General features: G+C 64.0%; 20 protein-coding genes and 1 pseudogene. 12 read left to right on the forward strand and 9 right to left on the reverse strand.

Annotated features, from left to right (window positions below; all coding sequences use genetic code 11):
- Nucleotides 1–47: 47 nt before the first annotated feature.
- The gene (locus BES08_RS12430; RefSeq protein WP_156799857.1) at nt 48–488 is read right to left on the reverse strand and encodes a hypothetical protein; all 441 of its coding nucleotides are present in this window, start codon (nt 486–488) and stop codon (nt 48–50) included.
- A gap of 224 nt (nt 489–712) precedes the next feature.
- Between BES08_RS12430 and BES08_RS12435 the strand changes: the two are divergent.
- Nucleotides 713–1,085: pseudogene (locus tag BES08_RS12435) on the forward strand (aldehyde dehydrogenase family protein); the annotation flags it as partial.
- A gap of 156 nt (nt 1,086–1,241) precedes the next feature.
- Here the strand turns inward: BES08_RS12435 and BES08_RS12440 are convergent.
- Both BES08_RS12440 and kdsA read right to left on the reverse strand, forming a co-directional pair.
- Entirely contained in the window at nt 1,242–2,261 is a 1,020-nt protein-coding gene (locus BES08_RS12440; RefSeq protein ID WP_231957993.1) for a phytanoyl-CoA dioxygenase family protein, read from the reverse strand.
- Between the two features lie 70 nt (nt 2,262–2,331).
- A complete protein-coding gene (gene kdsA / locus BES08_RS12445) occupies nt 2,332–3,159 on the reverse strand; it encodes a 3-deoxy-8-phosphooctulonate synthase (RefSeq protein WP_069708482.1) in 828 nt (275 codons plus the stop codon).
- Nucleotides 3,160–3,387: 228 nt separating this feature from the next.
- Between kdsA and BES08_RS12450 the strand changes: the two genes are divergently transcribed.
- From BES08_RS12450 to BES08_RS12470, 5 genes are all read left to right on the forward strand, one after another.
- The gene (locus BES08_RS12450) at nt 3,388–4,374 is read left to right on the forward strand and encodes a KpsF/GutQ family sugar-phosphate isomerase (RefSeq protein ID WP_069708483.1); all 987 of its coding nucleotides are present in this window, start codon (nt 3,388–3,390) and stop codon (nt 4,372–4,374) included.
- A gap of 363 nt (nt 4,375–4,737) precedes the next feature.
- A complete protein-coding gene (locus BES08_RS12455) occupies nt 4,738–5,550 on the forward strand; it encodes a 3-deoxy-manno-octulosonate cytidylyltransferase (protein ID WP_069708484.1) in 813 nt (270 codons plus the stop codon).
- Nucleotides 5,551–5,560: 10 nt separating this feature from the next.
- Complete coding sequence (locus tag BES08_RS12460; RefSeq protein WP_069708485.1) at nt 5,561–6,148, forward strand: histidine phosphatase family protein; 588 nt, start codon at nt 5,561–5,563, stop codon at nt 6,146–6,148.
- Between the two features lie 182 nt (nt 6,149–6,330).
- On the forward strand, nt 6,331–7,800 hold the full coding sequence (locus tag BES08_RS12465) for a capsular polysaccharide export protein, LipB/KpsS family (protein ID WP_338043839.1): 1,470 nt from the start codon (nt 6,331–6,333) through the stop codon (nt 7,798–7,800).
- Entirely contained in the window at nt 7,797–8,987 is a 1,191-nt protein-coding gene (locus BES08_RS12470) for a glycosyltransferase family 4 protein (protein WP_069708487.1), read from the forward strand. The genes BES08_RS12465 and BES08_RS12470 overlap by 4 nt, the downstream gene beginning before the upstream one ends.
- Before the next feature lie 270 nt (nt 8,988–9,257).
- On the opposite strand, the gene BES08_RS12475 is transcribed toward BES08_RS12470, so the two are convergent.
- The 3 genes from BES08_RS12475 to BES08_RS12485 all read right to left on the reverse strand — a co-directional run bounded on the left by BES08_RS12475 (nt 9,258) and on the right by BES08_RS12485 (nt 12,706).
- Nucleotides 9,258–10,037, reverse strand: a complete 780-nt coding sequence (locus tag BES08_RS12475) for a class I SAM-dependent methyltransferase (RefSeq protein ID WP_069708488.1) — start codon at nt 10,035–10,037, stop codon at nt 9,258–9,260.
- Between the two features lie 112 nt (nt 10,038–10,149).
- Nucleotides 10,150–11,445: a glycosyltransferase family 4 protein gene (locus tag BES08_RS12480; protein WP_069708489.1), complete on the reverse strand. Its 1,296-nt coding sequence runs from the start codon at nt 11,443–11,445 to the stop codon at nt 10,150–10,152.
- A gap of 43 nt (nt 11,446–11,488) precedes the next feature.
- Complete coding sequence (locus BES08_RS12485; protein WP_069709238.1) at nt 11,489–12,706, reverse strand: polysaccharide biosynthesis/export family protein; 1,218 nt, start codon at nt 12,704–12,706, stop codon at nt 11,489–11,491.
- Between the two features lie 333 nt (nt 12,707–13,039).
- Between BES08_RS12485 and BES08_RS12490 the strand changes: the two genes are divergently transcribed.
- The 6 genes from BES08_RS12490 to BES08_RS12515 all read left to right on the forward strand — a co-directional run bounded on the left by BES08_RS12490 (nt 13,040) and on the right by BES08_RS12515 (nt 19,062).
- Complete coding sequence (locus BES08_RS12490) at nt 13,040–14,125, forward strand: KpsE/RkpR family capsule polysaccharide export protein (protein WP_069708490.1); 1,086 nt, start codon at nt 13,040–13,042, stop codon at nt 14,123–14,125.
- Nucleotides 14,126–14,135: 10 nt separating this feature from the next.
- Nucleotides 14,136–14,930 carry an ABC transporter permease gene (locus BES08_RS12495; RefSeq protein WP_069709239.1) on the forward strand — a complete coding sequence of 265 codons (795 nt, stop codon included), beginning with the start codon at nt 14,136–14,138 and terminating at the stop codon, nt 14,928–14,930.
- On the forward strand, nt 14,927–15,589 hold the full coding sequence (locus BES08_RS12500) for an ABC transporter ATP-binding protein (protein ID WP_069708491.1): 663 nt from the start codon (nt 14,927–14,929) through the stop codon (nt 15,587–15,589). The genes BES08_RS12495 and BES08_RS12500 overlap by 4 nt, the downstream gene beginning before the upstream one ends.
- A 180-nt stretch (nt 15,590–15,769) precedes the next feature.
- Nucleotides 15,770–17,284 (forward strand): GSCFA domain-containing protein, encoded by a 1,515-nt coding sequence (locus BES08_RS12505; protein WP_231957994.1) that lies wholly within the window; start codon nt 15,770–15,772, stop codon nt 17,282–17,284.
- Entirely contained in the window at nt 17,281–18,141 is an 861-nt protein-coding gene (locus BES08_RS12510) for a WcbI family polysaccharide biosynthesis putative acetyltransferase (protein ID WP_069708492.1), read from the forward strand. Before BES08_RS12505 ends, BES08_RS12510 begins: the two co-directional genes overlap by 4 nt.
- A gap of 171 nt (nt 18,142–18,312) precedes the next feature.
- The gene (locus BES08_RS12515; RefSeq protein WP_069708493.1) at nt 18,313–19,062 is read left to right on the forward strand and encodes a class I SAM-dependent methyltransferase; all 750 of its coding nucleotides are present in this window, start codon (nt 18,313–18,315) and stop codon (nt 19,060–19,062) included.
- A 51-nt stretch (nt 19,063–19,113) separates the two neighbouring features.
- Here the strand turns inward: BES08_RS12515 and BES08_RS12520 are convergent, their stop codons facing one another.
- The 3 genes from BES08_RS12520 to BES08_RS12530 are packed head-to-tail and all read right to left on the reverse strand — an operon-like array spanning nt 19,114 to nt 22,602.
- The gene (locus tag BES08_RS12520) at nt 19,114–20,274 is read right to left on the reverse strand and encodes an AGE family epimerase/isomerase (protein WP_069708494.1); all 1,161 of its coding nucleotides are present in this window, start codon (nt 20,272–20,274) and stop codon (nt 19,114–19,116) included.
- Nucleotides 20,271–21,512 (reverse strand): HAD-IIIA family hydrolase, encoded by a 1,242-nt coding sequence (locus BES08_RS12525; RefSeq protein ID WP_069708495.1) that lies wholly within the window; start codon nt 21,510–21,512, stop codon nt 20,271–20,273. The genes BES08_RS12520 and BES08_RS12525 overlap by 4 nt, the downstream gene beginning before the upstream one ends.
- A gap of 34 nt (nt 21,513–21,546) precedes the next feature.
- On the reverse strand, nt 21,547–22,602 hold the full coding sequence (locus BES08_RS12530; RefSeq protein ID WP_069708496.1) for a GHMP family kinase ATP-binding protein: 1,056 nt from the start codon (nt 22,600–22,602) through the stop codon (nt 21,547–21,549).
- Between the last annotated feature and the right edge of the window lie 14 nt (nt 22,603–22,616).

The raw sequence follows: 22,616 nt of genomic DNA on the forward strand, positions 1-22,616 counted from the left end.
GAGCGGCGGCTTATGCTACCCCCGCTCATCCTGAGCTTGTCGAGGGATCAAGCCTTGGGCTTCCTGCACAAGCTGAACATGCGCGCCTGAACCACCTGTATCATCGGTATGCCGATCGGGGTGCGCAGCGTATTGTCATGCGCGACCTGCAGCGCACCACGCCGTTCGCCGTCGTTGAACATCATGGTGACGGGGAAGTTGTCCCCGCCCCACTTGTCCTTGCCGTACTTGACCATGACCCAGACCTGGATGCCCTCGTAGCGCGCACCACCCGCGCAGCTGAAACAGACATCGACCGGCAGCGGCCCTGCCTTACCTGCCACGGTTTCGAGGAAGACACCCGCCACGCTCGCAACCACTCGCGGCTGCCGGGAACAATCGCCACCCGGTGCATACCTGCCATAAATCTCTTTCGGAACCGGCATCGACTGGCCCATCGCCTGTGTAGCGAACAGCAACGCGGCCAGGCCAGACGAACGACGCAGCATCGACGAATCCCCTCCTCGACATGGAAACCCGCAGCATCATCCCCGGTCGCGGCACGGCTGTCATCCGCAATACTCCCAAGGGCATTCCTGGACGATCGCGATGAATCATCGGACTCGCGGTAATCGCGTTCTGCGTGCCAAGGCCAGAGCCAGCAGAAGTCGGAAGAAAGGAAGTCGATGAAGATTTCCCGAAGGAGCCGGTCGACGGCGGCACGAAGATAGTCGCAGCCGGCCAGCGCAATCCGCTTCTGCAACCCGACCGTGGTGGCTGGCGTGAAGCCCGACATGAAGCTCGCGCGCGAGCAATCCTTCGAGCCGCTCGCAGGCGTTATCCGCTTCACCAGCGAGGCCGACGCCATCCGCATGACCAACGACACCGAGTTCGACCTTGCCTGCTATTTTTACCTCTCGCGAGTTTCGCGCGTGGCCGAAGCGCTGGAAGGGGGCATGGCCGCCATCAACACCGGACTGATTTCCACCGAGGTCGCCCCCTTCAGCGGCGTCAAACAGTCGGGCCTCGGCCGCGACGGATCGCACTACGGCCTCGATGACTACATGGAGGTGAAATACCTTTGCATGGGCATCCAGCCAGCTTGAACCGGGCGGAAAACATAAAACAAGCCTGAGAGGAAGCGGGTTCGAATCTCCACCGGGATTTGAACCCGACCGCCCTCGCGATTTGCCCACTGGCTTGTACATCCGGCCGCTAGGGGAAAAACCAGCACTTCAACGCTTGCTCACGATTCCCGTCCCTCAATCATCCATCGCAGTGCGCGTACCCACCGCGCGCCAAGGCTGGCCGATGTGTTTCTCCAGCCTGTCGCGCGCGCGCCATACCCACTTCACGCGGCGTTCGGCCAGACCGGGCAGGCTAAACAGATCACCGCCCAGCCACGGCAAGAACGGATTACGCCGCGCATAGGACCAGATTTCCACCCGCTCACCTCGCCGCACCGAGCGACCGCGGGCATGAAAGCCCACGGTGTCGGCGAGGACCAGTGTATTGCCGGCCACTGTCAGCCCTTCGGGCTCAGGCAGGTTCATCGCAACGCGCTCCGCCTCCGAGATGCGAGGCGACCCTCGCGCCGACAGCCGGTCGATCGCGTGCGGGTCCGTCTGCGAGCGGCGCTGCTCCCAGGCGAGACGCGCCGGCGTGAACCGGTGCGAGCCGCGTACATACGTGAACGGGCCTTCTTCTGCAGACACCGGGTTTAGAAACAGCCAGGCCTTGAGCGACGAATGGAAGCTATCGGCATGCAAGGTTTCCTGGGGGTCGGGCTCATTGCCCGCCGAGTGGCTGACGATGGTTTGAATGTAGTGCAACGGAGTCGTGCGGTAGCTCGCCACGTAATGAAACAATGCCACCACCTCCTTGCGGGTCAGCAGCGCTCGCAGCGCCGGGATCGCCGAGAGCATCGCCGGGTCGATCGCCAGCCTGCGCGTTACGGCGTCACCCTGACGCATCTCTCGCGCGGGTCCCTTAAACGTTAGCAGGGCGTCCCGCAAAGCAGGGAATTCGGCTGGTGGCACAATGTCGGGAATGACCACGAATCCGTCGCGATCGAACGCCTCGCGCCACTCGGGCCGAACCCCGGATGCCAGGCGGCGCCTGCGCCATGCACACAGACCCGCCGCCAGTTTCACTCGTACCAGATGCAGTCCACGCGCGTTGAGACGGCGCGATCCGATAATCGGGTTATCAAGAAAGCTCTTGGCCCCCGTCAGCAATTGCAAAGCCCAGATGGGGCTCATCAGCGCTTTGCCGATCGTCATATTTCGGTCGTTTACGGCCATCCCGCGCGGGGTTGCGCCAACCCGCGCGGGGATGCAACCCGAAAGATGCTTATCCTTTCACGACCGCATCGATCGCCAGCAGCCGGGTCCATACTTCTTCGAACTGATCGAGGGGAAGAGCATTCGGGCCGTCGGACAAGGCCGCATCCGGGTCCGGATGAGTTTCCGTGAACACGCCTGCGACACCGGCTGCGACGGCGGCGCGCGCCAGCAGCGGCACGTACTCGCGCTGGCCACCCGATCGTTCGCCCAGACCACCTGGCTGTTGAACCGAATGCGTCGCGTCGAACACCACCGGGCAACCGGTATCGGCCATGATCGCCAGCCCTCGCATGTCGGACACTAGGGTGTTGTAACCGAAAGAGGTGCCGCGCTCGCACAGCAGGAAGGCATCAGGATCATGCCCTGCCGCCGTAGCTGCATTGCGCGCTTTCGCGACAACCTGTTTCATGTCGGCAGGTGCCATGAACTGCGCCTTCTTGATGTTCACGGGCTTGCCCGAAGCGGCTACCGCAGCGATGAAATCGGTTTGCCGGGCCAGAAACGCCGGGGTCTGCAGCACGTCGACCACTTGCGCCACTGCGGAGACCTGCGCGGATTCGTGAACATCGGTAATGACCGGCAAGCCGGTTTCAGCACGCACTTTCTCGAGGATGCGCAATCCTTCATCCATGCCCAACCCGCGGAATGACTGGTCGGAACTGCGGTTGGCTTTGTCAAACGAACTCTTGAAAATGAGCAGAATGCCCAGCCGTTCAGCCACCCCGGCGAGCGTCTCGGCGACAAAAAGCGTCATTTCCTCGCTTTCAATGACGCATGGCCCGGCAATGGCGAATAAGGGAGTCTTTTGGTGAATCGAACGTCCGCAAAGGATCATGGGTGCAGCCTCGTCCTGCGAGTTGTGGGTTAAAATTTAGAAACAGGGTGGTCTTCCAACTTCCTGTGACTCCACAGCAGCGCCATAGGGTCAAGACTTTTGCTTGGCCGGTAAGGAACGGGCTGGCAATCCCTTCCGTAGTGGAATAGCGATGGCCACGCATTCATGTCCTGGCGGCGCATCTCGGTGCCGGCAGGTTGTTAAAAAGATGAACAATTTAAGGGCGGTATGAAGAGCGCACTCCTCCAAACGCAGTATGCCGCATCTGCACTCAAGACGCTGGACATAGAGCTCGAGGCACTTGGGGCGCTGAAGGCGTCGCTGCAGTCTCCGGACCTGGGCGCCGCAGTCGATCGCGCGATCAAGGCCCTGGCATCCACGCGCGGGCGCGTGATCGTCACCGGCATGGGCAAGAGCGGCCACATCGCGCGCAAGATCGCCGCGACCATGAGATCTACCGGCACCTCGGCGCTCTATCTCCATCCCGGCGAGGCAAGCCATGGCGACCTTGGCGTCATCACCAAGAAGGACGTGGTCCTTGCCATTACCTGGTCGGGGGAAACCGCCGAACTGGGCGATATCCTCCACTACTGCAACTTCTACGGCGTAACTCTGATCGTCGCAACTTCGCATGCCGACAGCACGGCCGGCCGCGCAGCAGACATCTGCCTGACAATGCCTCCGGTGCGCGAAGCCTGCCCCAACGCGTTGGCGCCCACCTCCTCGACGACGCTGCAACTGGTACTGGGCGATGCGCTGGCGGTCGCGTTGATCGAAGCGCGGGGCTTCACCTCGTCCGACTTCCGCGTCTTCCATCCAGGCGGAAAGCTGGGCGCGCAGTTGAGCACCGTGGGGGAGATAATGGGTGTGGGCGAAGCCATCCCCCGGGTCGGCCGCGATGCCTCGCTCACCAGCGCAACGCTCGAAATGAGCCGAAAACGCTACGGCTGCACCGCCGTTGTGGATGAAGACGACCGCCTCGTGGGAGCGTTTACCGATGGCGACCTGCGGCGTTGCATCGCCGTGCACGACTTATCGGACAACATTGGCCTGCACATGTCGATCAATCCCCTAAGCGTACAGCCCGACACGCTGTCTTCCGAGGCTTTGCGCATCCTCAACGGGAATGCCATTTCAGTGCTCTTCGTCGAGGATCAGGGAAAGCTCGTCGGGATCGTCCATATCCACGACATCGTACGCACCGGCGTGGCCTGAAGGACTTCCCGCCGATCCGCCGGGCTCGGACGATGTCCTTACGCCTCGAAAGCCCTGAATAGCGCAGCCCCTCCCCCGGCCCGGATCGCGCAAGCCTCCGCTGTCGAGCACGCTTTGGCGCTGCTTGTCGAAGCCGTCTGACAGGGGCACTAAGGCGTAAACTCATAAACGGCATCATCGAGGTTCGAGGCAAAATGGCGCAGCGCAAGGAAGCAGGGCGAAGGAATATGTCGATACTTCAAGTCCTGCTGACGCGGCGCTGGGCCATGCTGGTCAAATCCTCCGGACGCCCGAATGGCGAACATATCGGGCGTCTCGATGCTGCCATTTATGAGCTTATGTCCTAGTCTTCGGATGACATCTATGCCTGCTCTCATCGTGGTTCCCGCACGCTTCGGGTCCACTCGCCTTCCGGGCAAGCCGCTGCTGGCGATCGCCGGGCGCACCTTGCTTGAACGCGTCGTTTCCGTGGCCCGCACAACTGCCGCGCTGGTGGGAGATTGCGAGGTGGTGGTCGCCACGGACGATGAGCGCATAGCCGACCATGCCACCGCGATCGGCACCGAGGCGGTGATGACGCCGGATTCCTGCGATTCCGGCTCTTCGCGCGCTTGCCTTGCGGCGCAGACACGGGCGGCAAAACCCGAACTCGTCATCAACCTCCAGGGCGATGCTCCGTTCGTGCCGCCTGCCGTCGTCGCGGGGCTGGTCCACACTCTGCGCGAAGGCCGGGCCGACGTGGCCACGCCGGTGTATCGTCTAGACTGGGCAAGGCTTGATCGGCTGCGCGCGCACAAGCGGACTGCTCCGTTCAGCGGCACCACTTGCGTGCGCGCGACAGACGGACGGGCCTTGTGGTTTTCAAAGACCATCCTACCCGCGATCCGTGATGAGACGAGATTGCGCGAAGCGGGCTCATTTTCGCCGGTGTGGCAACACCTGGGTCTGTACGGCTATCGGATGGCCGCGCTGGAATGGTTCGCCGCGACCGCTCAAGGGGATTACGAGACCATCGAAGGGCTTGAACAACTGCGCTTCCTCGAGGCGGGTCACACCATCGCCACGGTCGAGGTCGAGCCGCCCAGCCACGCCATGTCGGGAATCGACACCCCCCAGGACCTCAAACTGGCGGAAGAAACGATCGCACGACTGGGCGATCCGTTCGCGGCTCATTAGCGTAACCGTCATGTTCGTCATCGTCCGCCACGGCAATACCTTCGAAAACGGCGAGCCATCCCGCCGCGTCGGCGCGCGCACCGACTTGCCGCTTACTGCCGCAGGGCTGGCGCAGGCACGGGCGCTGGGTGCTCATTTCGCGGCGCAAGGACTTGCTTTCGAACAGGTTCTCGTCTCGCCCCTGACCCGCACGTGCCAGACCGCTGCGGAAATCCTTGACCACATGCCACAGGCGCCTGAAGCGCAAGTCGCCGAGTGGCTGCGCGAGATCGACCATGGCCCCGATGAAAACGCCACCGAGGACGTGGTGCTCGCACGTATCGGGACCGAAGCGCTTGCAGCCTGGGATGAACACGCAGTTCCCCCGCCGGGCTGGCGGGTCGACGGCAAGGCGAGGATCGCGGCATGGCGGGATCATTTCCTGTCCACCCGGGGTCCGGCCTTGCTGGTCACCAGCAACGGCGCGGCACGCTTCGCGCTCGTCGCCGCGGGGCTGAGTGCCGGTTCGAGCATGAAACTTCCCACCGGAGGCTATGGGGTCATCCATCGGGACGAGGGAATGACGATGACACTCACCGAATGGGGCAGGCGTCCATGACCCCGCCCTCAGCCCCACCATTGTCCCTCCTGCGGGCGCCGCCATTTCCCTGGCACGACGCAGCCATAACCCAGCCTGCCCCTTCCCGTACGTCGAAGCCCGTGCTCCATGACCGGGACACGCTGTTCGCGGCCATACGTCAAGCCCGCGTGGGCGGAGACTTCTGGGCCGATGATGCAGGTGTGAAACGCTTGGCCGCAACCGTGATACGGCCGGGAGAACCTTCTGAAGTCGAGGGTACCGAGCGGCCCGATACGATCTGGATTCCGCCCGTCGGGACCCCGCGCTGGACACATGCGCTTCGTGGCAGGACATGGTGCATCGATGTCGATCCATGGTCGGTTCTACCGGGTGCTTCGCGCTTGCTGGCCCATGGCGATGACGAATGGATCGCGCTCGCGCGCATTGCCGGGATCAAGGTGGACGTGCTCTCGACGGGCGGGTTCGGCGCCCCCGGGGACGATGCCGCCACCCTCGACGGGCGCGTTGCCGAATTGCTTGCGAACCAAGATTGGCGCGACCCTTTCACAGGGGGCTCTTCGACGATCGAGGCAGTGGTGGATCTGCTGGCGCTATGGCGTCACACTCTGGATCTAAACCGTCCAATTGTCTCGACATGCGGGATGGCCTGGTGGAAACGGAAAGAAATCGGCCGTTTCCTCTGGCATCCGACACGCCACCTGGCGATGGTGCCATCACCGGCACAGGCGCTGCGCGTGGCCCGCAAGGAGGGCGGTGCAATCGCAGTCTGGCCTTCGCGCGTCTCGCCCGCTCTCATTGCTGCGGCAGGGCAGCAAGGCACCGCGCTGGTTCGCGTCGAAGATGGGTTCGTTCGGTCGGCTGGCCTCGGCGTCGATCTTGTGCCGCCCTCCTCAATAGTCGTGGACGCCTCGGGCATTCACTTCGACCCGGGCGCTCCGAGCGATCTGGAGGCAGTCCTGAACGATGCGCAGATGTCCGCCCGGTTGCTTGGCCGCGCACGAAGTCTGCGCGAAATCATCGTCAGGGCAGGCATTAGCAAATATTCCGCCGACCAGGGACAATCCGTGCCCGAACGGATACCAGGCAAACGCCTTGTCCTTGTCCCGGGGCAGGTGGAAGACGACATGTCGGTACGCGCAGGTGGCGGCGGCCTGACTTCGAACCTCGAACTCCTTCGCCGCGCGCGCGACCTCGAACCCGATGCGCAAATCTGGTTTCGCCCCCATCCCGATGTCGATGCCGGCCATCGCAAGGGCAAGGTACCCGATACAGACATCCTCGCCCACGCCGACCACATCGTGCGGGGTGGCGGCATGGCACCTCTGCTCCATGCGGTCGACGCGGTGCATGTGCTGACCTCGCTCACCGGCTTCGAAGCCCTGATGCGCGGCCGCGAGGTGACCTGCCACGGAACGCCATTCTATGCGGGCTGGGGGCTGACGCGCGATCTTGGTCCTGCAACCCCGCGCAGGACGGCCAGGCTTTCGCTCGATGCGCTGGTTGCGGGAGTACTGATTCTCTATCCGCGCTACCTCGATCCGGTGACCGGACTTCCATGTCCGCCCGAAGTGCTGGTCTCACGCATGGCATCGGCGACCGCACACAATCGGCTGAAATGGATAGGGCCCCTGCGCCGCTGGCAGGGCAAGCTGATGAAAATGATCAGATGACGGTTATTCTTGACATTTCGCGCCTGATCTCGCGGCTGCGCTATTCCACCCCTTCGGGTGTCGATCGCGTGGAAATGGCCTATGCTCGCGGACTGTTGGCCCGTTACGGAAACGCTCTTGCTTTTGCAGCCGTCCATCCCACCGGCCGCTACGGCCGCTTGCCGCGCCGAACGGCGCTGGCCTATCTAGACGAACTTGACCGACGCTGGGCGAGCGAGGCCAATGCACCGCGCCTGCGACCGCTTGCCTCTGTGCTACCGCAGCTGGCGGCGCTCATGCCCACGCGCCAGGGCGTAGGATCGAGCCAACGCGCGGTCTACGTTCAGGCATCTCCGCATCACCTCACCAAAGCGGCCAAGGTTCACAGCATCCTCGCGCGCGAGCGTGCGAAGTTCCTCTGCCTCGTACACGATCTCATCCCCATCGAATTTCCCGAGTATGCCCGCCCTTCGGGAGCGGAACTGCATCGGCAGCGGATCGAAACCATAGCCTCGGCGATCGCGGCGACGGGCGGGGCAGCCATCGTCAACTCCGCCGCGACCGGCCGCTCACTCAAACCCTGGCTGAAGCCCGGTACTGCAATCCATGTCGCCTTGCTGGGGACCGAACAGCTGCCTCCCGCTATACCGCATGCCGCGAAGGACGGCCGCCCATACTTCGTCTGTTTGGGCACGATAGAACCGCGCAAGAACCACCTCCTGCTACTTCATCTGTGGCGCCATCTCGCTGAGACCATGCCTCCCGAACGCGTTCCCCGTCTGATCGTGGTCGGTCGCCGGGGCTGGGAAAACGAACAGATCGTCGACATGCTCGAAAGGTGCCCCGCCCTCGTCGGTCATGTCACCGAACTTGGCGGCTGTCCCGACGCGCATCTTTCCGCTCTGCTGCGCGGAAGCCGGGCACTGCTGATGCCTACCTTCGCGGAAGGCTACGGCATGCCGGTGGCAGAGGCGCTCTCCGTAGGCACGCCGGTCATTTGCAGCGACCTTGCCGCGCTGCGCGAAGCGGGCGGAACGGCACCCGACTATCTCGACCCGCTCGACGGACGAGGCTGGAAGGCGGCCGTCCTCGACCATGCCGCAGGCGGCCCGATGCGCCTGGCCCAAATGGAACGCCTGCCTGGCTGGCACAACCCCACCTGGCCGGAGCACATCAAGATTGTGTCACACGCGATAACAGGCCTCTGAGCCTCGCAGCGCGCACTCGCTAACGACTATGAAAGCCGCCCGGTTCTCAAGATAAAACCAAAATATGCAAATATTTGAAGAGGCGCGACACTCACCGCCCAAGCACAGGCGATCACGGATCAGGAATTCCTTCCGTTCATCGCTGACATTGTTCTGCGCCGCCAAAATCAGCACTTTGAACATGATCACCGGATCTTAAGACGGCTGACCCGCCCATTGCCCGGTCCGAACAGGCACTTCAGTTGGAGCGCGGTATGCCTATAGAGCGCTTCAGCTGTCAGGCAGTCGCTTGCGGGCATAGATCGTTGCGCCGACGATGCCGCCGTGATCGCAGTGTTCGAGGTGCAGGCTAGTCATACCCGCCTGATAGAAAAGCGCGATCACGCGCGAAAGATCATAGTCGTGCATCAGCATAACGCCTTCCCGGAACCCGCGCGGGCTGCGGCTGCGCGTCGCCGGGGTCACATCCGTGCCGTCCAGGATCAGGCGACCGCCCGCTGAACGCGCATGCTGGGTGGTGCGGGCGAACATCAGCTGGACGGTAGCCCCGCCGTTTTCGGACACTCCAGCCAGCAGCTGCCTGAGGATTTTATAGCCGCGCTCTGGCGGGATGTGCTGAAGCACGATCAGCGACATGACCCACTCGAACGCGACATCGGGGATAGCATCGACAAAGGTCAACCCCGGCGTGGTGTGCAGGCGTGCTTCGGCCATCATCCCAGGCGATATGTCCACACCGGTGGCCTGCCCCGCGATTTCGGCCAACGGTACTGTGAGACGCCCCACGCCGCAGCCGAAGTCCAGCGCAGAACGCGGCTCGAACGCACCGAATAGCGCATTCATCCGGCTGAAATGATGGCGAACGTCGCCCCGGCCCGATGCGAAGAATCTCTCACGCGCCGCGTCGTCAAGATTGTCGCGCTTGAAAGTCTCAGACGTCAGAACGCCGAAGTACGGCTCCGTCTCACCGATCATCCGCCAGTCGCGATCCGTATCGCGCTGCCTTTCGAACTTTCGAAAAGGATTGACCCCCAGCAACCGTCGCAGCATTCCACACCCTCTTACCCGCCAATGGTAATCACCGGGCGGAAATAGTCGCTCTTTCGGAATTGTCTAAGTAATAAATTGAAATCGCATAGACCGCATGGTCAGGATGCCGGGCTTACCCGCCCTGTTCCAGCCCGGAGAGCAGTTCGGCGGCAGATAGCGCCCAGGTCGCCTGCGACGGGGTGACAACCACGCGACCCGCAGCGACGTCTTCAGCCCATCGACCGATCGCCCGGGCCAGCGCAGGGGTGGCGGCATCGGCGGGGAAGTAGTCGACGCCATTGCCTTCGTGCGGACGAAACACCGCAAGGTCACGGGCCAACACGGGCTTGCCATGCTCCAGCGCCTCGACCAGCGGCAGGCCGAACCCTTCAGCGTGCGACGCGATGATGACGCCCGCGCAACAGTCGTAGATGGCAGCCAGTTCCCGGTCGCCCACGTCGTCCAGCCACAGAAGCCTGCCACCATTCTCCGGGTGCGAGCGGATCCGCTCGGCCAGGGCGGATACCTGCCAGCCTTCCCGCCCCACCAGCACCAGACGCTGCGTGCCACCGTCACGCCACAGCGCCTCGAAGGCAGCGACGATATCCTCGTGCCCCTTACGCGGCTCCAGCGTACCGACCATCAGGAAATAGGGCGCCGTCGTATCGAAGCGCGGAGCGTCGATCCCGGCATCGGGTTTGGCGGCAGGCGCAGTGGCGTCGAGGATGTTGCCCCCCATCGACACCACTTGCGTGCGATAACCGCCGGTCAGGCCGTAGCGCACATCGAACACCTCGCGCAGTTCCGTCTCGGTATGGCCGGAATTGCACACCAAGCCTTCGGCAAGCGCGGCCAGCATATCCAGCCAGATGCGATAGCGCAGCACCGTATTGCGCGAAAACCATTCCGGCCTTTGCAATGGCAGCAAGTCATGGACGAGGAACCACAGCCGTCCGCCCTGGCGCCGGAACCGCGCCAGTTTGCGGCGGTGCCAGCGCAGCGTGTCGAGCGAATAGTCCAGGCCCAGGAAGACGTCGCCGGGGCCCGCCCGGATCGGGGTGAAGTCTGGCGACTGGCCCGCCAGTCGGTCAGGCCAGTTGATCTCGAAATAGCTGCGCTTGCGCGTAGCCGACACGAAGCGGATGTCCCAGCCCTGTTCCGGGGCCGCATCGCGCAGCGCCAGCGCCAGCGCGCGCACGACGCGCTGGATGCCGGTCCCCGCATCATCCTTGCTGATGACCGCCATGTCGATGAACAGCCGGGGACGCGGCCCGCCCGCTTCCGACCGAGCCTCCGGCCACGAGGCAGTCGTATCCTGCCTGAGACGGCGCTGCCGCGCCACGCGGAACCGGCGCCAACCACGCGTACCCACCGCCTCGTCGATACGCGCCGGCAGCAGGTCGAGGAAGACGGGCAGGCGCAGCTTCATCCGCGCGCCCGGGCGCGGTGGCGGGACTGCATCGGATGCCGCGTCAATTGTTGTTGGACATCGCGGTCGCGGTTGTCGCCACCGGCAGCAATGTCGAATAGATGACGTTCACGAACTTCTGGATATCGGCCAGCGGCGCGTTGGAGACATAGAGCACGTCCTTGTCGCGGATGGGGAAGCTCTGAGCGATGAAGAACGTGGCCGGATCCTTCATGTTGAGGCGGTAGATCACGGGCACCTTGCCGTCAGGCGTCAGCCTTGCGCCGGCTCGGGTGGCGGGGTCGAGGGCAGCGGGGTCTTCCAGCCTGAAGATGAAGACGCCCTTCACGTCCGCACGGGCGTCCTGCAGGCCGGCCACGCGGCCAAGCGCCTGCGCCATCGTCACGCCGGTGGCCTCGAAGGGGATTTCCTCGTTGCGGCCGGTAGCGCCCAGTGCGGTGAAGCTGAAAGGCTGGAACAGCACCGTCATGACATCGTCGGGACGAAGACGCACGTTCTGGCGGGGATCGCGGATGACGGATTCCAGCGGCAGCGCGCTGACCTTCATCCCGCGCGTGATCTGGATCGTCATCTTGCCGACGGGCTGGCGCACCCCTCCGGCACTGGCCAGTACGTCGAGAATGCGCTCGCCCCGCGCGGTCAGGGGCACGCGCGCGCTCGTCGCCACGTCGCCCACCACGGTGACGGTCGCGGCCGCATTACGAATCAGGCGCACCACGGTCTGCGGCTGATGGGCCTTCCCGCGCAGGCGTGCGCTGATCTCGCGCGCGATGTCTTGCGGGGTGCGGTCCGCCGCGCGCACAGTGCCGACGAACGGAATGGTGATCTGGCCATCGCTGTCCACCATCTGCTCGGGCAGGGAGGTGCCGCGCGCCGTTGTCCCGCCCGAAAGCGCGGAGGATGCGGATGCGGTGGGGCTGGACAGACGGCTTTCGGCTCCCACGCTGCCGAATAGCGCGGCCGGCGGCGCTTCCCAGATGGCGATGTCGAGCACGTCGCCCCGGCCGATGACCGAGCCGATCGGCTGCCCGTCGCCCAGCTCCTCGGAGAACAGGGACTGGCGATTGCTGGCGAGCACCGTGCGCGCGACGGCATCCGTCACATCGATCACCTGGATCGCCCCTTCGGCCAAGCCCTGTTCCTCAAGCCTGCCTACCGCGCGCGCGGAAGGCCCGGCGGCAGGCGCCATGGCGCAGGCCCCCAGCGATGCCGCAAGAGCGCCACTTGCAATGAAGCGGGTGACGATAACTGATATTTTCATGGGGAATTCAGCCAAATATTGGACGTGCTCGGGCGTCGGCATGTTGCGAGGACCTATGGCGCAATCCCCGGTGTAGATCAAGGCGGCAAGGACTGCGACGGCTCGCGCTCCCGGTGCGACGGCACGGTCTGCCGCAGCCTTTCTTCACTGGACGCAAATCGGACTTCCGGGTAGTGGCTGGCGCTTGCCTGCAACCTTCGCCGGCGGATATCAGCGCAAGGTTGTCGAGTGATGGACAAAGACGATGCGATCGCGCATCCAGCCAGCGGTGACGGTCAGGAAAATCTGGGCGCAGCATTACGGAACTCTCGAACTTTGAATATTCTAGACAAGATGCGCCGCATCAAGCCGCTGTTCTTCGTCACTGTGATCGTTCCGGTATTTCTGGCGATCCTCTATTACGGGGTCTTCGCCTCGAACGTGTACATCTCAGAATCCCGCTTCATCGTGCGCAGCCCGGACAAGCCGGCTACCACGGGTCTGGGCGTCCTGCTCAAGAGCACCGGCTTCGCCAATGCCGGGGACGAGATCTATGCGGCGCAAAGCTACGTGCTTTCGCGAGACGCACTACAGGCGCTGAACGGCAAGGACGCCTTCGTGAAGGCCTATACCGGGCCGGACGTCTCGATCTTCGACCGGTTCAATCCGACCGGCTTCTCCAGCTCGGGCGAGGATCTTTACGACTACTACGAAAAGCAAGTGAAGATCGACCAGGACACCACGTCTTCGATCGTCACTATGACCGTGCGCGCCTTTACCCCACAGGACGCCCGCCGCTTTAACGAACAGCTTCTCGAAATGGCGGAAGCCACCGTCAACAAACTGAATACGCGCGGCAAGCAGGATCTCATCCGCTTCGCCCAGACCGAAGTGGACGACGCCAAGGCCAAGTCGCAGGACGCCGCCGTGGCGCTGTCCTCCTACCGCAACCAGGCGGGCGTGGTCGATCCGGAGAAGCAGGCGCAGATCCAGATTCAGATGGTGTCCAAGCTGCAGGACGAACTGATCGCCACGCGCACCCAGCTGCGCCAGTTGCGCGCCTTCACGCCGCAGAACCCGCAGATCGAGGTGCTCGACGTCCGCGCCAAGGGCCTCGCCGCCGAGATCGACGACCAGCTCGGCCAGGTAGCGGGCAGCAGCAAGTCGCTGTCCTCGCGCGTGGCCCGCTACCAGCGGCTGTTCCTGGAAAGCCAGTTCGCCGACAAGCAGCTGGCCAGCGCGATGGCCTCCCTCGAGGAAGCCCGTAACGAGGCCCGCCGCAAGCAGGCTTACGTGGAACGCATCGTGCAGCCCAACCTGCCCGACGATCCGCTAGAACCGCGCCGCCTGCGCGGCATCCTCTCGACCCTGATCCTGGGCCTTGCCGCTTGGGCCATCATCAGCATGCTGGTTGCCGGAATGCTGGAGCACCGGGACTGAGTTGCGCACCATGCGGTCACACCTTGCTGAAGTGGGTCGAAGCGCATCGGTGCAGGGGCGGGTGGTCTACGCCCTCCTCATGCGTGAGATCCTGACCCGCTACGGGCGGCACAACATCGGCTTCCTGTGGCTGTTCGTGGAGCCGATGCTGTTCACGACCGGCGTTACCGTCTTGTGGACGCTGACCCAGGCGCTGCACGGATCGTCCCTGCCGATCGTCGCCTTCGCGCTCACCGGCTATTCCAGCGTGCTGCTCTGGCGCAACATGCCCGCACGCTGCATCGGCGCAATCGATCCGAACCTGGCGCTGATGTATCACCGCAATGTGCGGGCGATCGACATCTTCCTGGCCCGCGTGCTGCTGGAAGCGGGCGGCGCTACGATATCGTTCGTCACGCTCAGCCTGTTCTACATCTACATCGGGTGGCTAGATCCGCCGGCGGACATCCTGACCGTCGCGGGGGGCTGGCTGATGATCGCGTGGTTCGGCGCCGCGCTGGGCATGACGCTTGGCGCGCTGTCGGAAAAGAGCGAGATGGTGGAGCGCCTCTGGCACCCCATCTCCTACCTCGCATTCCCGCTGTCCGGCGCCGCCTTCATGGTCGATGCCCTGCCCCCGGCCGCGCGCAAGTACATCCTATATGTGCCGATGGTGAACGGGGTCGAGATCGTCCGCCAGGGCTATTTCGGCGAGCAGGTGCGCGTGCACTACGACTTCTTCTACATGCTCGCCTGCTGCGTGGGCCTGACCTGGCTGGCGCTCTCGCAGATCGAGGTGGTGAACCGGGGGGTCACGCCGGAATGATCTCGGTCGATAACGTGCACAAGATCTACCCCACCCGCGCGGGCGACCGGGTGGTGCTGAAGGATGTCTCGTTCACTCTCGCCCGGGGGGAAAAGCTGGGCGTGCTGGGCCGCAACGGCGCGGGCAAGTCCACGCTGGCACGCCTGATCAGCGGCGCGGAGCGGCCCACCTCCGGCACGGTCGAACAGGGCATGTCGGTATCCTGGCCGCTGGCTTTCGGCGGAGCGTTCCAGAACGCCCTCACCGGCCTCGACAACGTCCGCTTCATCAGCCGGATCTACAAGCAGGACTACCAAAGCAACATCGATTTCGTGGCCGATTTCACGGAACTGGGCCTCTACCTGCGCGAACCCGTGCGCTCCTATTCGCAGGGCATGCGCGCGCGCCTGGCCTTCGCGGTCTCGATGATAATCGAGTTCGACTGCTACCTGATCGACGAAGTGAGCGCGGTGGGCGATGCCCGCTTCCACGAGCGCTGCGAGGTGGAGCTGTTCCAGAAACGCGCTGACCGGGCGATGCTCATCATCTCCCACGATCCCGAATACGTGCGCAAGCACTGCGACCGCTTCGCCGTGCTTCACGAAGGCGACATGACGTTCTACCCCGACTTCGAGCAGGCTTACGATCGCCACTTGCGCATCCTGCACGGAGAGGCGTGACGAAGCGCCCGATTTCCGGGTCCGGGTGGCCCCTTCCGGTTCATTGATATCCTGCATCGGTTGTGGAATGGTGAACGCTCGCAGGAACGGAGGTCCCTCCGTGACGTGCCGGCTGATACCCCCTGGCAGGCCCCGATCCCGCCGCGTCAATCATGCCGGAGCTGCAGCGAAGAGGCCGTGATGAACCCAAGTACCCCCCCGCTGGAAATCGACTTTACCCGCCCCGGACCGGCATGGCCGGACTTTCTCCTTTCCCTCGACGGGTTCTCCGGAACCGAGCCCATCGGCCGCTGGACCGATGGCGAGACCGCCCGGATCGTCCTGGCCGCAGACCCGACGCGACCGCGCGATCTGGTGCTGGTACTGGACGCTTCCCCCTTCGTCGCCCCCGGCATCGGCACCCAGGGCATCACTGTTACCGTGAACGGCAGGAAGGCCGCCGATCTAACCTTCTCCCGGCACTTCCGGCGCGAGCGGATCGAGGTGCGGGTTTCGCTGGCCGAGGACGCCGCCGAAGCCCCGCTCGAGATCGGCATCGGCATCCGCCATCCCGCCCAGCCCTCGCAGCACGGCATGGGCGACGACGGGCGCCATCTGGGCCTGCTGATCGCCGGGCTGACGGTGAAGGCCACGCCGCCGCGCAGCACCAGTCCCTACAGCGGACTGCCCGCGCACCAGTTCTGGCGTCGGTCGATCTCCGCGGTCGAACACCATCGCATCGACCCCGTCACGCAGACCCGCTTCAAGATCGGGAAGAATGCCCGCGTCGGCACCGCCGGAAGCTGTTTTGCGCAGCATATCTCCCGCCGGATCATGGCATCGGGGTTCAACTACCTCGTCACCGAGGCGGGCGAGGGCATCGACGAGCCGCAGCGCGTCAGGAACAACTACGGCACGTTCTCGGCCCGCTACGGCAACGTCTACACTACCGTGCAACTGCTCCAGCTGTTCGAGGAGGCGTTCGGGCAGCGGGTGCCGCGCGATCGCGCCTGGCCCCGTCCCGACGGCCGCTTCATCGACCCCTTCCGTCAGCAGATCGAGCCTGACGGCTTCGCCGACGAGGCGGCCGTCATCGCCGAGCGCGACCGGCACCTCGCTGCCGTGCGCCGCCTGTTCGAGGATACCGACATCTTCGTGTTCACGCTGGGGCTGACCGAAGCCTGGCGATCGCGCGAGGACGGTTCGGTGTTCTCCGCCGCCCCCGGCGTCGTGGGCGGAGCGTTCGACGAAAGCCGGCACGAATTCGTCAACTTCGACTTGGCCGAGACTTACGGCGCGCTGGAAACCTTCCTGGAGAAGTTCCACGCCCTCAACCCCGGCGCGCGCGTTCTGCTGACCGTCTCGCCGGTGCCGCTGATCGCCACCTACGAGCCGCGCTCGGTCCTCGTGTCCACTACCTACAGCAAGTCCGTACTGCGCGTGGCCGCGGAAATGGCGCTGAAGCGTTTCGACTGGGTGGACTATTTCCCGTCCTACGAGATCATCACCGGCAGCTTCTCCGGGGGGCTCTATTACGAGGACGACCGCCGCGAAGTGAATGCGCTGGGCGTGTCCCACGCCATGCGCTGCTTCATGCAGAACTACATCGAAGGCCGCGATCCCAAAGCGGCGGCCGTCGCCCCCGAAGCCGTGCGCAAGGCGTCCGCCGCCGGCATCGTGTGCGACGAGGAAATCATGGACAGCGCAAGAGCATGAATTCTTCCATGGAGCAGTGGCTCGTCATTTCGAACTGCCAGACCTTCGGCCTCGCCAACTGCCTGCAGGCGCAGGTGGCCGACGTGCAGGTAACCGGTGTGGATACTCTTCTCTTCAACTCCGACCCCGATCGCTTCAACGCGGACATGGACAAATACAGCACGCTGTTCATCTCCGATGGTGTGAAGGCCGAAATCCCGTCCGCGCGGATCGATGCCATCGCGGACCATGTCGCCCTGCCGATGCTCACCTTCCGGGCCTTCCATCCCGATCTGGTGTACCTCCAGCACGATGGCCGCCCGGTGGTAGGCCCGGTCGGCGATTATCACTCGGCGATCGCCTATGCCTGCTTCCGCGCCGGGTTGAGCGTTGCCGATACTGCGGCCCGGTTCAACGGCAGCTTCCTTGAGCGCTGCGGTTACATGGCCATGTGGGTGCCCGAGCGCGACCGCCTGGTGGACGAGATGGCAGACTTCGGCCTCGACATCGCCGCCCCGATCCGGACATGGGGGCGCCACGGCGCGTTCATGTTCAGCATCAACCATCCGTGCATTCACGTCTTGCATAACATCGCATCAGAACTGCTGCGCGCAGGCGGGCGCACTCCCGTTTCCGGTGGGATCGTGCCGCACGATAACCTCGCCACCGGCGCGGCCTTCGCGGTCTACCCGGAAATCGGAGAGGCACTGGGCGTGCCGGGAAGCTATGCATTCAAGGACGTCGGCAGCTATCGCCCCATCGACCTCGAAGACTTCATCGCCGGCTGCTTCGCAAGCTACGGGCGGATCGGTGCCGCCTCGATCGCCCCGCACCCCCAATTCGCGCAGCAGGTGGACTACGTCGAAGCGCTGATCTGACGGGAGTCATTCCGGCGCGGCCGCCCGGGCGACCCGCCGGAAGCGATTATTTATAAATACATAATTGCCATAACAAGTAATTTCCTTGATTATACCGCCTATATAAAGATCGACGTCGGCATCGCTCCGTCATGCTATCTCGAATTCATATGTCCGGCAGGCGGTGAATATATGATCAACATACCTCTCGAGAACAAGGAAGATGCTTCTAGGCTCATTGCTGATTACTTGTATTCCCTGCTAGCGGACGGGTCTCCCAATCCTGAATGGGGGAAGATCGCGTTCCTGCGCTCCATCGACCCTACGAGCCGCGTTCTCGATCTGGGCTGCGGTAACAACTCACCGAAATTCACGAAGGATGTTATTCCCGAGTGCCACTACATCGGGATCGATGTGGAAAATTACAATCAGTCGTCCGAACGATTTGCGGACGAATACATGATCGTAAGGTCAGCGAATTTCCGCAGTGCGATTGAACTCTACGAAAACAGCATCGATGCGGTGATATCCTCGCACAATATCGAGCATTGCGAAGATCGTTACGGCACGACCGAGGCGCTTGCCCGGTCGCTAAAAGTCGGCGGGAAAGCCTACGTCTCCTTCCCCGCCGGGGACAGTACCGCCTTCCCCAACAGGTCGGGCACGCTGAACTACTACGACGATGAAGGCCATGTATCGGAGCCGCCGGATTTCGGCAGGATCATCTCCATCCTGACCGGCAACGGGATGAAGATCCTCTACGCGACGACGCGCTATCAACCGCCCATCCACTGGATCCTCGGCCTCGGCAACGAGGATCTGTCCGCCAGCACCGGCGAAATCAAGGACGGGACATGGTGCTACTGGGGTTTCGAGTCCGTCATCTGGGCCGAAAAGGTGGAGGGACCGCGCGGCAACGGACTCGCCACCTCGGAGTTTTGACGGCCAGCCCCGGCGGGCCGCTTGCGCGGCCGCCAGGGTGCTAATCCATCGTCAGGAAGCTGTTTCCAGCGCTTCCCCGGCGGTGCGCAGCGAGCACATTTCCCAGATCGCACAGGAGATATGGTAGAGCGAACTGCCGGGAGCCAGTTCCTCGATGAAACTGCCGTCCTCATTCATCTTGTCGCGCCACAGGTGCTGCGCTTCGGGCAGGAAGTACTTGCTGAGGCCCGTCCAGGCATCGGCGACTTCCTGCAGGTCTTCGTCGGCTCCGGTGCGGTGATAGCGCACGACCGCCACCTTGAGGCGCTCCGTCTGGGGCCACAGACGGGCCTTGCCGTTGACCACGTTCCCGTCGGTCAGCACTTCGTTGATGGCTACCCCACGCTGCGCATCGATGCCGTGGCGGCGGCCGAAAGCGGTCATCGCATCAGAAACGGCAACGGCGCCCGGGGCACCGGAACGGGCCAGACGCTCGAACAGCCATGCCCATTCGAAGCAGTGGCCCGGCTCGGCGATGCGGCCTTCGTCGCCGGGTGCGGGGGTCCAGTCCTCGCCGAAGTATTCCAGCAGCGCGCCCGATACCGGATCGACCAGCCGGGTCCGGCACAGGTCCGCTACCGCCAGCGCAGCCTCGCCGAAACGCTTACGGCCGCTCGCTTCGTGCAGCGCGCTGAACGCCTCGAACAAGTGCATGTGAGGGTTCTGTCGGCGCACGGACGGATCGACGATCTCACCCTCGCTGAATCCGCCCTCGGGATGTGTCCAGTTCGCCTCGATCGTGTCGAGCAGCGCCTCGGCCTCGTCGAAGAACGATTCCTCGGCCAATGCCCCACCCGTAGTGCCCAATGCGAACAGGACGAAGGCCTGATCGTAGAGGTCGGCCCGGCCATCGAGAACAGCGGCGTCGCGGTCCAGCCGATGGACGTAGAAGCCATCAGGGCGCCTGGCCTTCGCGATGACGACGCGCATCGTCTCGCCCACCAACTCACGCCAGGGGCCGGTCCAGCCCGCCCTGCCCGCCGCGACCATCGAATAGATGTGCCGCGCCTGCACGAACGTGCGGAAATACTCGTCGTTCGGAATGCCGTCGAGCGTCATCCGCTCGGCGAACAAGCCGGATGCAGTGCGCCCACGGCTGCTCCATACCGGCGCCGCCACGTCGATCAGCCAGGCGCGGGCTTCATGCTCAAGTTCCAAGATAGGCTGCTTCATGTCGTGACTTCCTTGCAATCCGTCTGGCTGACGAGGTGGAGGGCGACGAAATCGCGTAAGTTTTTGCCCGCGAACTTGTGCCCGGCGATGCCTGCGGCCCGCGCGGCGGCAAGGTCGGTGTCCTGATCGCCGACAAGGAGGCTCGCCGGGACATCTATGTCCCAGTGCTCCATCAGGTCCAGCAGCATTCCCGGCTCCGGCTTGCGCCACGGATGAGCGCGGCTGTACTCGTCTACCGTGCCATCGGGATGGTAGGGGCAGAAGCGCCAGTCGTCGATGTGTGCGCCGTGCGCGCGCAATTGCGCATTCATCCAGTCGAACAGCGCCGTAACGTTTTCGACCGGATAATAGCCCCGCGCGACGCCGGCCTGATTGGTGACCATGAAAACGTAGTAGCCCAGGTCGTTGGCGAGGCGCACGGCCTCCATCGCGCCGTCGATCCAGCGGAAGCGGTCGGTCGTCCCGACATAGCCCTCGTCATGGTTCAGCACGCCGTCGCGATCGAGGAAGAGGGCGGGCCGGCGACGCTGCGCGGGCACTTCGACCTGGCTGCGGTCATACGATTCCGGCACGCCGATGTCGAGGAAGTATCCCTCGAAGGCGCGCGCGCGCAGCTTGCCCGCCGCCGCCAGCCGGGGCAGCACGTCCTCTTCGATCGAGAAGCGCTCGCCCAGCCCGCGCACATGATCGCGTGACAGGCAGTAGGCGCCGCCGTTGACGTAGAACGGCGCGGCAAGCGCCTGTCCGCGCGGCACGACCGCCCTCACCTGCCCGTCGGCTTCGAAGTCGATGGTCTCGTAGCGGTCCGCCATTGGTACCGCGCGCACCGCCAGCGATGCATTTTCCGGCCCCTCGCCCACGAAATCGGCGCTGCACAGCGCGTTCCAGTTGCAGTCGAACCAAGTATCCCCGTTCAGCAGCAGGAACCGCTCATCCAGCACCGGCAGCGCATTGGCGACGGCGCCCCCGGTGCCCAGCGGCTCGGGCTCCACCACCACGTCAATGGTGTGCCCCGGCGGCAGCGCGGCGCGCAGGGCATCGACGAAAGCGAACACCCGTTCGGACTTGTACCCCGCCAGCAGCAGCACCTTTCGGAAGCCCTGCCGCCACGCCTCACGAACGAGCAGCTCGATAAAAGGCGTGCCGCCCACCGGCAGTAGCGGCTTGGGCGTCTCCCGGGTCAGGCTGCCCAGGCGGGTGCCCAACCCGCCCAGCAGGATCGCGCATTGATCGACCATCAGCGGTGCTCCTCCGCGCCTGCCGTGGCCGACGTCATTCCGGAACCACCCAGGCTTCAACGCCTTCGAACGTCAGCCGCACGGCACTGGCGTTGCCGCCGGCATCGTTCAGCGCCTCGATCAGATGATGGCGCAGCGAGGGGTCGGCCAGCAGCATGATGAAGCCGCCGCCGCCCGCACCCGAGACCTTGCCGCCCCACGCGCCATTGCGCAGCGCCACGTCCAGCAGGCCGTCGATGGTGCCGTTGGAGATGGTGGTGGCGGTGTTCTTCTTGGCCAGCCATGCCTGCTGCAGCACATCGGCCGTCTGCCGGATCTTGCCGCCCAGCAGCATGGTCTTCATGCGGGTGGCATGTTCCTTGATCTCGTGCATCGAAACGATGGTTTTGTCGTCCATCTGCTTGAGGCCGGAGATCTGGTCCTCGATGATCCGCGCGGATTCGCGCGACTGGCCGCTGAAGCAGATCACAAGCGAGGATTCGAATTCGTTCAGGTATTCGCGATGCAGGCGCAGCGGATTGACGATGACGCCAATGCCGCCCTTCAGGAATTCTATGAAGTTGAACCCGCCGAACGCCGCCGCATACTGGTCCTGCTTGCCGCCGAGCAGGCCCAACTGGACGCGCTCGATGTCATAGGCCATCTCGGCGATGTCGTAAGGGCCGAGCGGCAGCTTGAGCGCGAGCGCGAACGCCTCGATCAAAGCCACGGTCAGCGCCGAGGATGCGCCGAGGCCAGATCCCGCCGGGACGTCGATCGTGGTGGAGATGGTCAGCGGCATCGCCTTGCCGTCGTTGTACCGCTCCATCATCAGCTTATAAGTTGCGCGGTGCAGTACCAGCCCTTCGCGGATGCTGAAATCGAGCGTCGCGGGCAACTCGTCCTCGCTGCCGAGATCATCGGCGCGGAAAACGATGCGCCCGTCGTCGCGGCTCGCCAGGTGGGCATAGGCATAGCGATCGATGGTGGCATTGAGCACTACGCCGCCGAAGTCGTCGCAATAGGGCAGCAGGTCGGTGCCACCCCCACCCAACCCCAGACGCAACGGCGAGCGCGCGCGCACGTTTCGGTGAATCAGCCGTTCGAACATTTCATCTTCTCGTT

The sequence above is a fragment of the Novosphingobium resinovorum genome (assembly GCF_001742225.1).
In the GTDB taxonomy this organism is placed as follows: Bacteria; Pseudomonadota; Alphaproteobacteria; order Sphingomonadales; family Sphingomonadaceae; genus Novosphingobium; species Novosphingobium resinovorum_A.

What these genes read in the sequence shown, in the direction of transcription:
- kdsA (WP_069708482.1), bottom strand. Translation starts at nt 3,159, where the DNA reads ATGATCCTTTGCGGACGTTCGATTCACCAAAAGACTCCCTTATTCGCC.
- BES08_RS12455 (WP_069708484.1), top strand. Translation starts at nt 4,738, where the DNA reads ATGCCTGCTCTCATCGTGGTTCCCGCACGCTTCGGGTCCACTCGCCTT.
- BES08_RS12500 (WP_069708491.1), top strand. Translation starts at nt 14,927, where the DNA reads ATGATCTCGGTCGATAACGTGCACAAGATCTACCCCACCCGCGCGGGC.
- BES08_RS12460 (WP_069708485.1), top strand. Translation starts at nt 5,561, where the DNA reads ATGTTCGTCATCGTCCGCCACGGCAATACCTTCGAAAACGGCGAGCCA.
- BES08_RS12495 (WP_069709239.1), top strand. Translation starts at nt 14,136, where the DNA reads ATGCGGTCACACCTTGCTGAAGTGGGTCGAAGCGCATCGGTGCAGGGG.
- BES08_RS12525 (WP_069708495.1), bottom strand. Translation starts at nt 21,512, where the DNA reads ATGGTCGATCAATGCGCGATCCTGCTGGGCGGGTTGGGCACCCGCCTG.
- BES08_RS12505 (WP_231957994.1), top strand. Translation starts at nt 15,770, where the DNA reads ATGAACCCAAGTACCCCCCCGCTGGAAATCGACTTTACCCGCCCCGGA.
- BES08_RS12510 (WP_069708492.1), top strand. Translation starts at nt 17,281, where the DNA reads ATGAATTCTTCCATGGAGCAGTGGCTCGTCATTTCGAACTGCCAGACC.
- BES08_RS12485 (WP_069709238.1), bottom strand. Translation starts at nt 12,706, where the DNA reads ATGAAAATATCAGTTATCGTCACCCGCTTCATTGCAAGTGGCGCTCTT.
- BES08_RS12440 (WP_231957993.1), bottom strand. Translation starts at nt 2,261, where the DNA reads ATGACGATCGGCAAAGCGCTGATGAGCCCCATCTGGGCTTTGCAATTG.
- BES08_RS12450 (WP_069708483.1), top strand. Translation starts at nt 3,388, where the DNA reads ATGAAGAGCGCACTCCTCCAAACGCAGTATGCCGCATCTGCACTCAAG.
- BES08_RS12470 (WP_069708487.1), top strand. Translation starts at nt 7,797, where the DNA reads ATGACGGTTATTCTTGACATTTCGCGCCTGATCTCGCGGCTGCGCTAT.
- BES08_RS12515 (WP_069708493.1), top strand. Translation starts at nt 18,313, where the DNA reads ATGATCAACATACCTCTCGAGAACAAGGAAGATGCTTCTAGGCTCATT.
- BES08_RS12480 (WP_069708489.1), bottom strand. Translation starts at nt 11,445, where the DNA reads ATGAAGCTGCGCCTGCCCGTCTTCCTCGACCTGCTGCCGGCGCGTATC.
- BES08_RS12530 (WP_069708496.1), bottom strand. Translation starts at nt 22,602, where the DNA reads ATGTTCGAACGGCTGATTCACCGAAACGTGCGCGCGCGCTCGCCGTTG.
- BES08_RS12490 (WP_069708490.1), top strand. Translation starts at nt 13,040, where the DNA reads ATGCGCCGCATCAAGCCGCTGTTCTTCGTCACTGTGATCGTTCCGGTA.
- BES08_RS12430 (WP_156799857.1), bottom strand. Translation starts at nt 488, where the DNA reads ATGCTGCGTCGTTCGTCTGGCCTGGCCGCGTTGCTGTTCGCTACACAG.
- BES08_RS12520 (WP_069708494.1), bottom strand. Translation starts at nt 20,274, where the DNA reads ATGAAGCAGCCTATCTTGGAACTTGAGCATGAAGCCCGCGCCTGGCTG.
- BES08_RS12475 (WP_069708488.1), bottom strand. Translation starts at nt 10,037, where the DNA reads ATGCTGCGACGGTTGCTGGGGGTCAATCCTTTTCGAAAGTTCGAAAGG.